General features: G+C 31.0%; 12 protein-coding genes. 6 read left to right on the forward strand and 6 right to left on the reverse strand.

Features of this window, described 5'->3' with window-relative positions; genetic code table 11:
• The first annotated feature begins 9 nt into the window (after positions 1–9).
• Both BR66_RS0117395 and BR66_RS0117400 read left to right on the forward strand, forming a co-directional pair.
• On the forward strand, positions 10–1461 hold the full coding sequence (locus BR66_RS0117395; RefSeq protein WP_026884043.1) for a sensor histidine kinase: 1452 nt from the start codon (positions 10–12) through the stop codon (positions 1459–1461).
• Positions 1458–2153 (forward strand): response regulator transcription factor, encoded by a 696-nt coding sequence (locus BR66_RS0117400; protein ID WP_026884044.1) that lies wholly within the window; start codon positions 1458–1460, stop codon positions 2151–2153. Before BR66_RS0117395 ends, BR66_RS0117400 begins: the two co-directional genes overlap by 4 nt.
• A gap of 20 nt (positions 2154–2173) precedes the next feature.
• Here the strand turns inward: BR66_RS0117400 and BR66_RS0117405 are convergent, their stop codons facing one another.
• Together BR66_RS0117405 and BR66_RS0117410 are read right to left on the reverse strand one after the other, a co-directional pair.
• Positions 2174–2635 (reverse strand): DMT family transporter, encoded by a 462-nt coding sequence (locus BR66_RS0117405; protein ID WP_035796514.1) that lies wholly within the window; start codon positions 2633–2635, stop codon positions 2174–2176.
• 13 nt (positions 2636–2648) lie between these two features.
• Complete coding sequence (locus BR66_RS0117410) at positions 2649–3071, reverse strand: DMT family transporter (RefSeq protein ID WP_035796517.1); 423 nt, start codon at positions 3069–3071, stop codon at positions 2649–2651.
• Between the two features lie 139 nt (positions 3072–3210).
• On the opposite strand from BR66_RS0117410, the gene BR66_RS0117415 reads away from it, so the two are divergent.
• Entirely contained in the window at positions 3211–3906 is a 696-nt protein-coding gene (locus BR66_RS0117415; protein ID WP_026884047.1) for a cyclic nucleotide-binding domain-containing protein, read from the forward strand.
• Between the two features lie 27 nt (positions 3907–3933).
• On the opposite strand, the gene hutH is transcribed toward BR66_RS0117415, so the two are convergent.
• The 4 genes from hutH to BR66_RS24190 all read right to left on the reverse strand — a co-directional run bounded on the left by hutH (position 3934) and on the right by BR66_RS24190 (position 11888).
• Positions 3934–5457 (reverse strand): histidine ammonia-lyase, encoded by a 1524-nt coding sequence (gene hutH / locus BR66_RS0117420; protein WP_026884048.1) that lies wholly within the window; start codon positions 5455–5457, stop codon positions 3934–3936.
• A 22-nt stretch (positions 5458–5479) separates the two neighbouring features.
• Positions 5480–6730: an imidazolonepropionase gene (gene hutI / locus BR66_RS0117425; RefSeq protein WP_026884049.1), complete on the reverse strand. Its 1251-nt coding sequence runs from the start codon at positions 6728–6730 to the stop codon at positions 5480–5482.
• Between the two features lie 86 nt (positions 6731–6816).
• Positions 6817–8841, reverse strand: a complete 2025-nt coding sequence (locus BR66_RS0117430; RefSeq protein WP_026884050.1) for a urocanate hydratase — start codon at positions 8839–8841, stop codon at positions 6817–6819.
• 143 nt (positions 8842–8984) lie between these two features.
• The gene (locus tag BR66_RS24190) at positions 8985–11888 is read right to left on the reverse strand and encodes a BTAD domain-containing putative transcriptional regulator (protein ID WP_051624288.1); all 2904 of its coding nucleotides are present in this window, start codon (positions 11886–11888) and stop codon (positions 8985–8987) included.
• Between the two features lie 205 nt (positions 11889–12093).
• Between BR66_RS24190 and BR66_RS0117440 the strand changes: the two genes are divergently transcribed.
• The 3 genes from BR66_RS0117440 to BR66_RS0117450 are packed head-to-tail and all read left to right on the forward strand — an operon-like array spanning position 12094 to position 15279.
• Positions 12094–13338, forward strand: coding sequence for a Zn-dependent hydrolase (locus BR66_RS0117440; protein ID WP_026884051.1), 1245 nt, complete (start codon positions 12094–12096; stop codon positions 13336–13338).
• Positions 13339–13340: 2 nt separating this feature from the next.
• Positions 13341–14672, forward strand: coding sequence for an amidohydrolase family protein (locus BR66_RS0117445; protein WP_026884052.1), 1332 nt, complete (start codon positions 13341–13343; stop codon positions 14670–14672).
• A complete protein-coding gene (locus tag BR66_RS0117450; protein ID WP_026884053.1) occupies positions 14662–15279 on the forward strand; it encodes a HutD/Ves family protein in 618 nt (205 codons plus the stop codon). Before BR66_RS0117445 ends, BR66_RS0117450 begins: the two co-directional genes overlap by 11 nt.
• Positions 15280–15290 lie beyond the last annotated feature (11 nt).

The following is a 15290-nucleotide window of genomic DNA, read 5'->3' on the forward strand; positions in this document are numbered from 1 at the left end:
GTGAAAAAAATGAGAATAAAAAGACGTTTAGTTATTTCAAATACATTAACAGTTTTAATTCCTATTATGATAACAATTACAGCAGCATTTATATTTATAATTATTTCAACCAAAATTTTCAATAAAGATGTAAGCTTTGAAAATTTTGAAAAACTTACATCAATTAAGACCCAAGTATTTAGCATGGCAAATGGAATATCTAAAGAAAATAATGAACCAGTAGATGAAAAACAATTTGAGAAATATCTTAGGCAGCGTCTTACTAGTTTTAAAGGCAAATACATAATAACTGAAAATGGTTCTGTGGCTTTTGCTTCAAGAGGTATAAATAAATTTGATGCACAAATATGTGCTGAACAAGTAAAAAAACAATCAGGTCAAAATGTGGTTGAAATGGGTGGCGTCTCATATATAGTTGGGCTAACTGATGTTAAATTTAAAGATGGAATTATTGGTAATGTAATATTACTTGCTCCCATTGGGGATAAAATCGATATTTTTGAAATAATTATTATAGTTATTGTATCTGTATTCATTATTTCATCTATAATAGTAAATATAGTGACCTCTTATTTGTTTTCAAAGAGAATAATAAGGCCTGTGCAGATTCTAGAAAGGGCAACCACAGAGATTAGTAAAGGAAATTTAGATTGTGAAATAAGTGAATTTGGTGATGAGGAAATTTTTAAGTTATGTGGTGGTTTTGAAGCCATGAGAGTGCAACTTAAAGATTCTATTCACATGAAAGTTAAATACGACGAAGATAGAAAAATTCTTGTTTCTAGCATTTCCCATGATTTAAAGACACCAATAACTTCAATAAAAGGTTATGTGGAAGGTATTTTGGACAATGTAGCTAATACTCCAGAGAAAAGGGAATTTTATTTAAAAACCATTTATTCTAAAGCGGAGAACATAAATTTAATGATAGATGATTTACTTTTATACTCAAAACTGGATTTAAATCAAATTCCTTTTAACTTTGAAAAAGCGGATATAGTTGAATATTTTAAATATTGTATTTTTGAGGTTCAACCTGAACTTAATAAAAATCACATTAAAATAAATCTGGAGAATGATTTGAAGGAAGAAGTATTTGTTAAAATTGATTTAGAAAGAATGAAAAGAGTTATAATGAATATTATTGATAATTCTCGTAAATATATGGATAAAAAATGTGGATACATTACTATAAAGCTTAGAGAAACAACATTAAGCATAATTATTGAGATAAGAGACAATGGAATTGGAATAAACAAAGATAATATAAATAATATCTTTGATAGGTTCTATAGGGCAGATGCTGCAAGAAGTGAAACAAAGGGCAGTGGACTGGGACTTGCCATTGCAAAACAAATTGTAGAAGGACATAAAGGAAAGATATGGAGTATTAGTCATGGAGATGAAGGGACTAGTATACTAATATCACTAGCAAAGATAAAAGGGAGTAGGATGTTATGAAAAAGATTTTGATAGTAGAAGACGATGTTAGTATTGCTGTGCTTCAAAAAGATTATTTAGAATTAGCGGATTTTGAAGTTGAAATATGTGAAGATGGCATGAAAGCATTAAATCAAATAAAAACAAATAAATATGATTTACTAATTCTTGATATTATGCTTCCAAACATTAATGGATTTGATATTTTAAAAAGTATCCAAGAAACCAAAGATATACCTGTACTATTAGTCTCAGCAAAAAAAGATGAAATAGATAAAATAAAAGCGTTTAGTCTTGGGGCAGATGACTACATTACAAAACCTTTTAGTCCAGGAGAGCTTGTTGCACGGGTAAAGTCACATCTTAATAACTATGAAAAACTTAAAAATAAATTTGGTGAAAAAGTAAAAAAAGATATAATTATTATAAGGGGACTTGAGATAAGAAAAAATTCGAGACAGGTATTCATAAATGGAAATCAAGTTAATTTGCCTCAAAAAGAATTTGAATTATTGCTTTATTTAAGTGAAAATCCTAATAAGGTTTTTGGTAGAGATGAGCTATTTGAAAAAATTTGGGGAATGGAGGCTTTGGGTGACAGTTCTACAGTTACTGTACATGTGGGAAGAGTGCGTGAAAAAATAGAATCTTCGCCTTCTAACCCACAATATATTGAAACTGTTTGGGGAGCTGGATATAGACTTAGGGTATAAACATTATCTAAAAAGTGTAATTATGCAGATGTCTTAATAAGTAATTTTGGTTTAGAGGTCTTGTCTACAATCAAATTAAAGATAAGTCCAGCTAATACTAATAGTCCACCTAGAATTTTACCTATTGATAGATTATTTAACGTAAAATAATCTATTATAATCCCAGTAAATATTTGACCAATAAAAATTATAAGGGTTAAATAAAATGCAGAGATTTTTGGTGTTATGTAGCTAGAAAGGGTAATTACCAAAATGCCAGTAACTCCACCTAAATAGGCCCAAATAGGGATAGGGTGTAAATTTATAGCTAATAATGATTCATTGCTAAAAAGTAAAAATATAAATGAAAGAAATAGGCCGGTAACATAGTTGAAAAATGTACCTTGCATAATTCCAATGAGTTCTGCTAATTTAGAATTCAAAATCCTAGCAAGTACTATGGAAGCACCAGACAAAATTGATATAAAGATAAAAAAAAACATAATTATTCCCCCTCTAAAATCTTTCCATTACAAATATTCCAAAACAAACAAGCATTAAACCAATAAGTTTCTTTTTTTTAAAGCGTATGACTCGCATTCCCAGTACCCCAAAGTGATCAATAATAATAGAGGTAACAGATTGACCAAGTAACCCTAAAGCAATTGTCATAGATAAACCAAGGGCTGAATAACTTAAATTATTAAAAAGTACGGTAAAAACACCTACTGCGCCAGCACTATATAAATATATAGGAGTGGCTTTGTTCAATGTGATTTTTGTTTTACTTATTAATAATAAAAATATAATAAATAAAAGCCCTGTAATATGAATTATTACAGTTGATGTATAATTTCCATAAGAATTAGACAAGGTTCCATTAAACACAATCATGATAGCTATCAAAGTACCTATAAAGGTTGAGATGAAAATTTTCAAAATATCCTCTCCTAATATAAATTTAAGTATACTTTATCATGTAATAGTTGAAACAAGTTAGGACATATGTCATATTAAGATAAGGATATTTATCAATAATTAAATAAAAAAGAATTTTTTGTCTGGAGGATATTACAGAATGATTAAAATCAATGATTATAAAATGATAGATAAGTATATTTTAAAGTACAATATTAGTGAAATATTTACTAAAGATATGAGACAATTTATGGAATTATTACTATTTAAAAAAAATGAATACATTTGTAAAGAAAATGAATATATTAAGTATTTATTTTTCGTAATAGAAGGTAATGCCAAAGTATATGTAACACTAAGTAATGGAAAATCATTACTGACTTGCTTTTATCATGATTTCATGTTACTCGGAGATCTAGAATTTATTAAATCTAAACCAGCATATTCAAATGTGCAGGCAATAGAAAATGTTTATTGCATTGGCATCCCACTTGAAAAAGTGAAGGAAGAATGTTTAAATGATGATAAATTTTTAAGGTATATATGTAATCAATTGGGAGAGAAATTAGTTGGATGCTCAAAGAACAGTTCTATTAATTTACTATATCCACTTGAGAATAGATTAGCTAGTTATATTCTTGCTACTGGTGAGAGGGTTTGTGATAATGGAATAATAAAGGTGAAATTTAACGAAAGCCTAACTGAGATATCAGAATTGTTAGGGACAAGCTACAGGCATTTATTAAGGACTTTAAAAATACTGTGTACAAAAGGTGTAATAAAAAAACAAGATGATTATTTTGAAGTTATAGATGAAATTGTGTTAAAGGAAATAGCATCAGATGTATATAGTTAAATATTAAACCATATACACCTGATGCTATTATACTTCTAAAATTACTTTGTTTTCTACTGCTTTTAAAAGTTCACCATTCTTTAAAAGTTCTTCGCATTTATCAATTTCTTTATACATTATAGTGTCTTCTTCGATAAATTGTACGTGTTTTCTTACAGTTTTATAAGCCTCAGAAGTACCAGCACCTAGTTTAAAACCTTCTCTAAAGTCAATTGCTTGGCAAGCTGCCATAATTTCTGTGGCAAGAACTCTTCTAACATTATTTACGATTTCACGAGACTTATTAACCGATATACTTCCCATACTTACATGATCCTCCTGATTAGCAGAGGACGGAATTGAATCTACAGAAGCTGGGTGTGTAAGAATTTTGTTTTCTGACACAAGAGCTGCAGCTGCGTACTGTGTAATCATAAATCCTGAGTTAAGTCCACCATTTTTAGCAAGGAAAGGTGGTAAATCATTTAAGCTAGAATTTATTAATCTTTCCAGTCTTCTTTCAGAAATATTAGCAAGTTCTGCTACTGCAATACCTAAAAAATCGAAGCTTAGAGCTATTGGCTGGCCATGGAAGTTTCCACCAGAAATTATATCTCCATTATCAAAAATCAAAGGATTATCAGTAGCGGAATTCATTTCGATATCAACTACACCTTTGACATAATTTATAGCATCTTTACTTCCACCGTGGACTTGTGGTATACACCTTAAAGTGTAAGCATCTTGAGTTCTTACCTCACCTTGATTTGTTACAAAGGTACTACCATCTATTAATGAAAGTATGTTTTTAGCAGTTTTAATTTGTCCAGGATGAGGTCTAACTTCTTGTATTCTTGGATCAAAGGCATCTCTAATTCCTCTTAAAGCTTCTAAGGACAGAGCTGCTGCGATATCACTGAGTTTTAAAAGGTTAATGCTATTATACAGAGATATAACACCTGAACCTGTCATTACTTGAGTTCCATTTATAAGAGCTAAACCTTCTTTGGAAATCAGTTCAACAACATCAATACCGGCATTTTCCATAGCTTCACGGCCAGGTAAAATGTTACCTAGAAATTCTGCTTCTCCTTCACCAATCATAGGAAGCACCATGTGAGCTAGTGGTGATAGATCTCCAGAGGCACCAAGGGAACCTTTTTCTCTTATAATCGGATGTACATTTTTATTAAGCATATCAGCTAGTGTTTGGATTACAGATAAACGTATACCAGAATATCCTTTTGATAATGCATTAGCTCTTAAAAGCATTATGGCTCTTACAATCTCTTTTGGGAAATTGTTTCCAGTGCTACAAGCATGAGATAATATCAATTTTCGTTGCAGATCTTTGCATTCATTTTTCGATATTGTAACGTTAGAAAATTTTCCGAAACCTGTGTTTATGCCGTAAGCAATCTCATTGTTTTCAACTACTTTATCAACTATTTTTCGTGATTTGTTAACTTTTTCTTTAGCCTCTTCATCAATTTCAACGATGTAATTATTGAAGGCTACATTTATTACATCGTTTATAGTAAGGTCGTTACCATTTAATTTAATTATATTCATATTTTATTTAGTCCTTTCATCCTTATATAGTTTTACCATTTACAACAACTATGTCACCATTTTTGATTACCTTGTCAACAGAATTTACTCCAAAATGATACAATAAGTAATTTAAATTCTTAGCATTAAAAATAACTATATCAGCTTTTTTACCTTTTTCAAGGCTACCAATTTGTTTTTCTTTGCCAATGGCATAGGCTGCGTTTATAGTCATAGCATTGATTATTTCTTCAGGTAGCATTTTTAATCCAAAACAGGCAAAGGTCATGGTACTTTGGAGAGATTCTGTGGGGGACGTACCTGGATTACAATCTGTTGCTAAAGCCACAGGTACACCACGCTCTATCATCCTTCTGGCCCTTGCAAACGTATTTAGCATAAGATAAAAAGACGTTGTTGGAAGAAGTACAGCACAAACTTTATTATCAGCCATAGCATCTATTCCAGTATCTGTTGCAGCCACAAGGTGTTCAGCGGAGGTAGCCTTAAGTTCACCCGCAAGTTCTGCTGCTCCTGCAGATTCAATTTCATCTGCGTGAATTTTAATTTTTAGCCCTGCTTTTTTGCCAGTTGATAAAATTTTTCTTGCCTCAGTAGCATTAAAAACTCCATTTTCACAGAAACAATCAATAAAAGTTGCCAAATTATGCTCAGTTATATATGGAATAACTTTTTCTATGATTAAATTTATATATCCATTTCTATTCTCTTTATATTCTTTTGGGACGGCATGTGCACCAAGATATGTGGAGATTATATCAATGGGATGTGTTTCATTTAGGGATTTATTCACCCTTAGCATCTTTATTTCAGTTTCAAAATCCAGTCCATAACCGGATTTGCTTTCAATGGTAGTTGTACCATGAGAAAGCATTAAATCTAGTCTCTTTTTAGTTTGAGATTCTAAGTCTTTAATAGAAGCTTCTCTAGTGTTTTCCACAGTGTTAAGTATACCGCCACCAGCATTTAATATATCAATATATTTCATATTTTTAAGCTTTAATGGTAACTCAAATTCTCTAGAACCAGCATATACTACGTGAGTGTGGCTATCAATAAGACCAGGAGTTACAGTTTTACCTTCTGCGTCTATAACAATTTCATCAACAGATAAATATTTATTGTAACCATTGCCACTTCCTACTTCTATAATTATTTCATTTTTTGTTACTATGTAACCATTTTTTATTATACTGGCATTCTTTAATTCATTCTTAATTTTAGGGCATATGCCAGCGCAGGTTACAAGGTTAGCTATATTTTTAATTATCATTATTGTCATCTCCATATGAAATATTTCTTAGACAGAGGACAGGATTATGGGTTAATTATAAGGAAAATAGACCATAGTATGATGCCTTATTTAAAATATTTATCCACAGCATTTTTCACCGCATTGCCTTCTGATAAATAAGGTATTGTTACGTGGTCAGTACCTTTATGATTATTATTAAAATCAATTATTGTTTCTATGGAACCTTCATTTCGTGCCCAAGAACGCCTTGAAACTCCACCCATAACATCCCAGCTAATAGCCGATTTTATAATTTCATCTACTCTGTAGCTTCCATCTAATACAAGACCGAAACCACCATTAATAGATTTACCAATGCCAACTCCACCACCATTATGAAGTGCAACAAGACTCATACCTCTTGCTGCATTTCCAGCAAAACACTGAACGGCCATATCAGCCATAACGTTGCTACCATCTTTTATATTGGCAGTTTCTCTAAATGGTGAATCTGTTCCACTTACATCATGGTGATCTCTACCTATTATTATAGTTCCAACTTCACCACATCTTACCATGTCATTAAATTTAAGAGCAATGTTTATGCGCCCCTCGGCATCCTGATATAAAATTCTAGCCTGAGTTCCCACTACCATGTTGTTTTTATCTGCATCTTTTATCCAATTGTAGTTATCCCTGTCTTGATACCTTCGATTAGGGTCAATACATTCCATAGCAGCATGATCAGTTTTCAGTAAATCTTCTTTTTTCCCAGTTAAGCAAACCCATCTAAAAGGTCCGTATCCATAATCGAATAATTGAGGTCCCATTATATCCTCTACATAGGAAGGAAATATAAAGCCATCTTTATCGTCTATACCATTTTTGGATATTTCGTTAACGCCTGCATCGTAAACTGCTTTCATAAAGGAATTGCCATAATCAAAAAAATAGGTTCCTCTTTCTACAAGAATCTTTATAAGTTCAAAATGATTTCTAAGGGTATTATCCACTAAGCTATTAAAAGTAGGTCGGTCCTCACCTAGGAGTCTAGTTCTTTCATCAAAACTAATACCCTGTGGACAATAACCTCCTTCATAGGCTGCATGGCAGGAAGTTTGGTCAGATAATAAATCTATTTTTATATTGTTTTTTACTACATAATCTAATAAATCAACTATATTACCGTGGTAAGCAATGGAAATAGGTTCTTTTTTAACTAAATATTCTTTTACTAGATTGAATACATCATCTAGATTTGAAGATATTTTTTTAATCCAACCTTGTTCTAGCCTTGTATTAATTCTAGACAAGTCTACCTCAGCAAATACACCTATACCATTTGCTATTTCTATTGCTTTTGGTTGAGCGCCACTCATGCCACCAAGACCAGAACTTACAAATATATGTCCTCTTAGATCTCCATCATTTGGAATTCCAAGTTTCATTCTTCCTGCATTTAAAAGTGTGTTAAAAGTACCATGAACTATGCCTTGAGGTCCTATATACATCCAACCACCTGCAGTCATTTGACCATAGTTGGCAACACCCATTTGTTCTGCTACTTCCCAGTCTTTAAGGTTGTCAAATGCACCTACCATTAAGGCATTTGTGATTATTACTCTTGGAGAATTGGGAGTTGATTTAAATAAACCAAGGGGATGTCCAGATTCAAGTACTAAGGTTTGATCCTCAGTTAAGACTTCTAAGTATTTTTTAATTAGTCTATACTGCATCCAATTTTGACACACACTACCCGTTTCTCCGTAAGTAACTAATTCATAAGGATAAAGGCCTACTTCAAAATCTAGATTGTTTTCTATCATAACTTGAAAAGCCTTTCCTTCAACACATTTTCCTTTGTGTTCATCAATGGATTTTCCGTAAATTCTACCTTCTGGACGAAATCTGTAGCCGTAAATTCTGCCTCTTGTGGTGAGTTCCTCTAAAAATTCAGGGATTAAATCATCATGAAATGATGGTGGTATATACCTTAAAGCGTTTTTTAAAGCAATTTCTGTTTGAGCACTAGTTAAAGAAAAACCTCTATCGGGAGCGCGACGTATACCCTCAATGAACTTAGGCATTTTTGGTAAATCGTCATCCAAACATATTTTCATAGCATTTTTAATATCTAAATTATTTATCATTTATCTCGGCCTCCTAAACATTAAAAAACATATTAGTATTAATTATATGTTTTTATCGTCTTTACAACGTCTATTTTGTTACCATAAAAAAATTTGACTGCATGGGGGTGTGTATTATATTATCAATTTACAATAAAAAAAGATCAATACGAACATTGATCTTTTAAGAAAGTGGTATTTTTAATTTTATCTTTAGCACTTTGGAGTAAAGCTAACTCTTTTGGATTTTTTAAAAAGGTGGAACTGATTGTAGCACTTTTTAGAAACTTAACAGCCTCATTAAAATTGCTTTTTCTGAGAGAGAGTAGGCACATCAAAGATTCTGCAATAGATCTTCCCCAGATTAAATCATAATTACTATAAATATTTAAAGCATCTTTTAAATATTGTTCTGACAAGGCGAAGTCGGCGGTATTATAAGCAGCTTCACCTGCATTCACATAAAATATAGCTAGACTTGTCAATACATTTCTACCTTTACATATGTTTATAGCTTTTATGTAATATTCTAGGGCTTCATTTTGTTTGCAAGTTAAGGTTCGTATATCACCTAGGTAGTTATAGGCTGCAGCAATGGCAACTGCATATTTATCTGCAGTATATTCATTGGTGCTAAGAGTATCAATTGATTTGTTTAACATTTTCTCAGCTTTAGAAAATTCGCCAATCATTTTATTATATTGGGCATTTAATCTTAAAAACACGCCTATCTCTTTGTTGTCATTTAATTTTGAGGAAAGGGTTAGTCCAGAATTTATATAGGTTATCATGTCAAAAGTATTATTAGTTTGAATGTTATAGTATATCATCTGTTTATAACCTTCAAGAATATATGTATAATTATCTAGCATAATGGCTTTCTTAATCATTGTATGTATTATATCTATGCCATCTTTATAGGAACCTTTTCTTATTAAATATCTCCCTTTAATGTGCAGGACTCCTATCTCTAGCTCTGCTATTTCATTTGAGTAAGTTTTTTCACTTTTAATTTTATTTAGAATATATTCAAGTTTATTTAAAGATACTTTTGTCTTTTTCTCATTAAAATAAAGGGTGTTGTTAAATTTTTCATCATAGTCAAGTATGGGAAATAGTTCATGACTAAAATTAAGATAAATGTTTAAGTCCTTAATAATATATTTTAAAGTATCCATATAATTATCTGCTTTTTCAAAATGGTAGATTAGCTTGTTATATGTATTTACATCTCTAGTTTCATTGATGCAATCTTTTTCAAGGAGCTTGCCAACCATATTATGCATAATCTTTTTTTTAGCTAAGGATAAATTCATATATATAAATTCTCTAAATTTTTCATGAGCAAATTTGAAAAAAATACCGGTACCTTTAGTGACTTCTTTTAATATTGATTTATTCTCAAGCACATCTATAATATCTATAATTTCTAATTCGTCTTTTTTCATTAAACTAGTAAATGCCAGTATTGGAATCTCATCATCAAATAAAGATGCTATTTCGAGTAGTTTTGTGGCATCTGGGGAGATGTCTATAAATCTGCTTCTAATTATATCTTTCATCTTAGACGTCATGATATTTATGTTTTTGTTCAAATATAATAGATTAATATATTCAACTATAAAAAAAGTGTTGCCTTCGGTTTCTGAATATATTTTGTCTAGTATATCCTTTGATAGGCTAAGGTCTGGTAAAGCTTTATGTAGAAAATTATTCACACCTTCATGATTAAAACGATTTAAGTAACAAGTATAAATTTTATCGTATTTATTTATTATGGTCATAAATTTATCCACATCAGAATTATGTTCATCTCTACATGTTAGTAAAAATAAAGTGTTAGTTTCATAAGAATCAAAAATAAGATTAGTCAAAATAGACAAGCTTATGGAATCCATCCATTGGATATCTTCAAATATAAATATCGTTTTATTATTAGTGTTTATTATATTTAATAAACCAAGGGTTAATTCAGTTATAGCATCGTATCTTATGAGGTTTCCACTAATAGATTCTGAAGAAAACTCAGGAACTAAGTTATTTATCATTTGGAGCATGGTTTCAGGTATTTTAATGTTTTTAGACGTCATAAAATCATATATTTTTGAAATAATCAGTTTAAAAGGTTTTAATGTATTTTCAGTGTCAAATTCATAACAATCAATTTCTAAAACTAAAACCTTTGTCCTATCTATTTTTTCTTTGAAATTTTCCTTTAGTTTGGTTTTGCCAATTCCCATTTCACCTTTTAAGATTACGGATTTGGCAGTGCTTTTATTATTAATAAAATTATTGTAGTTGTTTTCTAAAAAGGTAGTTTCTTCATATCTTCCAAAAAAAAATTCCTTAGAAAAACCTATATTTTTACGCTGATTAATTAAATTAAGTACTTTAGCAAATATCTTTTCGGTTTCAGCATCAGGTGTTATGGATAAATCCTTGTCCAGTATTTCACATAAGGAATTATAAGTTTTAACTGCATCGTTGATTTTGCCTTGGAAATAATAGATTTCCATGAGGTTTCGGTAAGCACCTTCATTAAATTGATCCTCGCTAATCAATAAATTATAATAATACTCAACTTTGGGGTAATTTTTATTAAGTTTTTCTTTTTTTATGCTACTATTTAGTCCTTCTAAATATGCTCTATTCAAAGTAGTTCTTGTTTCCAATGTCCATCTTTCATAGTTTTCAGAACCTTTTATGAAAAATCCTTTTAGAAATTCACCGTTGTATAAATCTAAAAGAGTATTGTTTTTAATGAATTTATCCACATCGGTTTCTATTACTATTTTTTTATTAAAACAAAGTACAGATCCATTTGAATTTGAAAAAATATTTGCATTTGTACTTTTTTTTATAAGATATATGGCATTTCTTAAATTTTTTCTGGCAATATCATCTGGCTTTTCACCCCATAAAAGGTTAGAGGCATATTCTCTTGTGACTAGGTTATTCATAATCAAATAAATAAATAGTGCCTTCACTTTACTAAATGAAAAATAAAGCTCTTTACCATTATATGAAATAGTAGAGTTTCCAAGAAACTTACCATAAATATAGTCCACAAAAATCACCACCTTTAGAAGTATCATTTGGAGAAAAAACTTCAACTTAAACAAAAAACTTTTTTATAAATCACTAAAATATATACTAATAATATAACAAATTAGCACTAAATAACAAGATATTTATAAAATTAGACGTTATATAGATGTTCATATAATATAATTAAGACATTTGAAAAATAAAAACAGTAAGAAGGCGTGCTAAATGTTAATTAATAAAGAAAGACTTATGGAAAGATTAAATACTTTAGCTGAATATGGTAAGAATGTACATGGGGGAATGGACAGACCATTTGGTAGTGAGGCTGATATAAACGCTAGAAAATGGCTTATATATTTATGGGGAAAACAACTTAATTTTAAGGTTAAAATAGATGCTATAGGGAATTTGTGGGCGGGGCTAGCAGGTACTGAAAACTTACCAGCATTAGTTTTAGGATCGCATCATGATACGGTTGCAAATGGTGGAAAATACGATGGAGCATTAGGTGTAATTCTTGCTACGGAAGTTCTGAATATAATTAAGGAAAACAATTATAAACTAAGGCATCCCTTAAAACTTGTATCTTTTACAGCGGAAGAGCCTAATATGTTTAATCTATCTACTTTAGGAAGTAGAGTTGCTTCGGGAAAATTAATTAAAGATGATATCAAGGGTGCAAAGGGTGATTATGGAATAACGCTTGGAGAAGCTTTGAAAAAAGTAGGAGGATCCATAGAAAATCTGCAAGATGCAAAAATTTCAAAGGAGGATATGAGTGCCTTTATTGAATGTCACATTGAACAGGGGAGACGACTGTTTGATAAAAATTTGTCCTTAGCCGTTGTTCCAAAGGTAACAGGTATTTATAGGGAAAAGGTAAAGATTATAGGTGAGCCAAATCATGCAGGTACAACGGTAATGTCTTGCAGGCATGATGCTCTTATTGCAGCATCACAGCTTTGCCTTGAATTTGAAAAAATAATTAAAGATATTCATAGGGACGATGTGGTGGGTACAGTTGGGCATATTGAAGTTAAGCCTAATTCTATTAACATAATTCCTGGAGAAGTAGATACGATTTTAGAATTTAGAACTCCTGATTTTAATGATGTAGAAATAATTTATGCAAATATTAATAATGCTATCTCTTTTATAGAAAACAAAAGAGGGGTAAAAATAATAAGTGAAACTATGCTTAAACAAAGAGAAGTAATAATGGATAAAGCTATTATTAGCACACTAAAAAGAGCTATGACAAAAATGGATGAGACTAATATTGAACTTGTTAGTATGGCAGGGCATGATGCTGTTCATATGTCGAGTCTTACTAAAACTGCTATGCTTTTTGTTGCCAGTGTCAATGGCAAAAGCCATTGTGCTGATGAATTTACAGAAGAAATGGATATAATAAAGGCTGCCAATGTTTTACTGGAAACAATATTAATATTAGATAAGGAGCTAGACTAATTATGAAAACTATATATAAACCCAAGTTATTGTTACAAAAATCTAAGTTCATTGAGAATACAGGGGTATTAGTTGAAGATGGAAAGATAAAAGAAATAGGTGAGTATGGTGATATTTTTAATGCAAATAGAGATGCGAAAATTATTAGGTGGGATAAACTAGCCATGATTCCAGGCACCGTGAATGTTCATAATCATTCCTTTCAGAGTTTGCTTAGAAGCATCGCTACTGACAAACCATTTTTGGTTTGGCGTGATCAGGCTCTATACAAATACTCACCTGTTCTAAATGAAGAGGATATTTATACAGGAGCACTATTTGCATTTGCAGAGATGATGAGATATGGAGTTACTACAGTATCAGATTTTTTTTATGTACATAATCATGGGATTTTAAGTGATGAAGCTGTTATTAGAGCAGCGAAGGATGTGGGAATTCGTCTAGTATTGGCTAGAACTATGTATGATTGGGATGGAGCGCCAAAGGGGTATCAAGAAACAATTGAAACTGCTACTAAAAATGTTAGAGCCTTGGCAGTTAAGTATCAAGGCAATGACATGGTAACAATATCACCAGCACCTCATAGTCTTCATGCAGCATCAATTGATATGATAAAAGCAGGACATAATTTGGCAAGGGAACTGGATACAAAATGTCATATACATGTAGCAGAAGAGATGTTTGAAGTTAATGACACTGTTAAAAACTTTGGACTTAGACCAGTACAACTTCTTGATAAGATAGGAGTTCTGGATGAAAGAATAGTAGCTGTTCATTCTGTTTGGCTTAATGATGTGGAACTTGCCCTTATGGGGAAAAGAAAAACTAGCCTCGCTTATTGTCCTTCAAGTAATATGTTTTTGGCAGATGGGGTTACAAACATTCCTGTACTTGTGAAAAATGGAGTAACCGTAGGACTTGGAACAGATGGGGCATGTAGTAATAATCGAATAAGTGTTTTTGAAGAGATGCGAATGGTATCATTACTTCAAAAAGTAAATAATTTGGATTGTACAATAATAAATTCTAATGATGCGTTTAATATGGGAACAGAAAATGGTGGAGAAGTTCTTGGTATACCTGTGGGTAAAATAGAAAAAGGTTATATGGCTGATTTTGTAGGAATAGATATAGATGATTTATCACTTCAGCCAATATATTCTCCTAATCAATCATTAATTCCCAATATAGTTTATTCAATGCAACCCAATGCTATTTCAAATGTAGTTGTGGCAGGGGAAGAAAGAGTAATTGATGGAAAACTTGTAAGTATAACCGAGGAGAAAGTAGTTAGTAGAGTTAAGGGCTTGGTTGAAAAGTTAAATGGAATATAGTATAGAAATAATTAAAAGAGACAAATACAAGCTATCAAATTGGGTTGGTGGAACTACCACTGAAATGGTTATATATCCAGAGAATTCAAAATATCTAGAGAAAAATTTCAAATGGAGAATAAGTAGTGCAACAGTGGATTCTGACGTATCAGATTTCACAAATTTGCCTGGTATAAGCAGAGAACTTATGGTTATTGAAGGAAGTACAACTTTAGAACATGAAAATCATTATAGTGTACATTTAAAACCTTTTGACAAAGATAGTTTTAAAGGAGAATGGACAACAAAGAGCTATGGATCAGTAGTAGATTTTAATCTAATGACTACTGAAGGGTGCACGGGGAACATAAATAGTTTGGTAATTGAAAGTGAAAAGCAATTTAAATTAAGTTCTAAAGCAAATAACACCCACTGCAAAAACCAGATAAAATATTATTATTCACCTCAAGAAGAGTTCTTTATGGTGGTAAATAATCAGAATTACTTGGTTAATAAAAAGGAATTATTTTGTATTATTATATCTGAAAAAGATGATTCCTATGATGTATACATTTTAAATAGCACATTAAAAGATATAAGAATAATAGAAACCACAGTTTATTATTAAGTTAGCTGAGA

The sequence above is a fragment of the Clostridium akagii DSM 12554 genome, from assembly GCF_000686725.1.
Taxonomy (GTDB): domain Bacteria; phylum Bacillota; class Clostridia; order Clostridiales; family Clostridiaceae; genus Clostridium_I; species Clostridium_I akagii.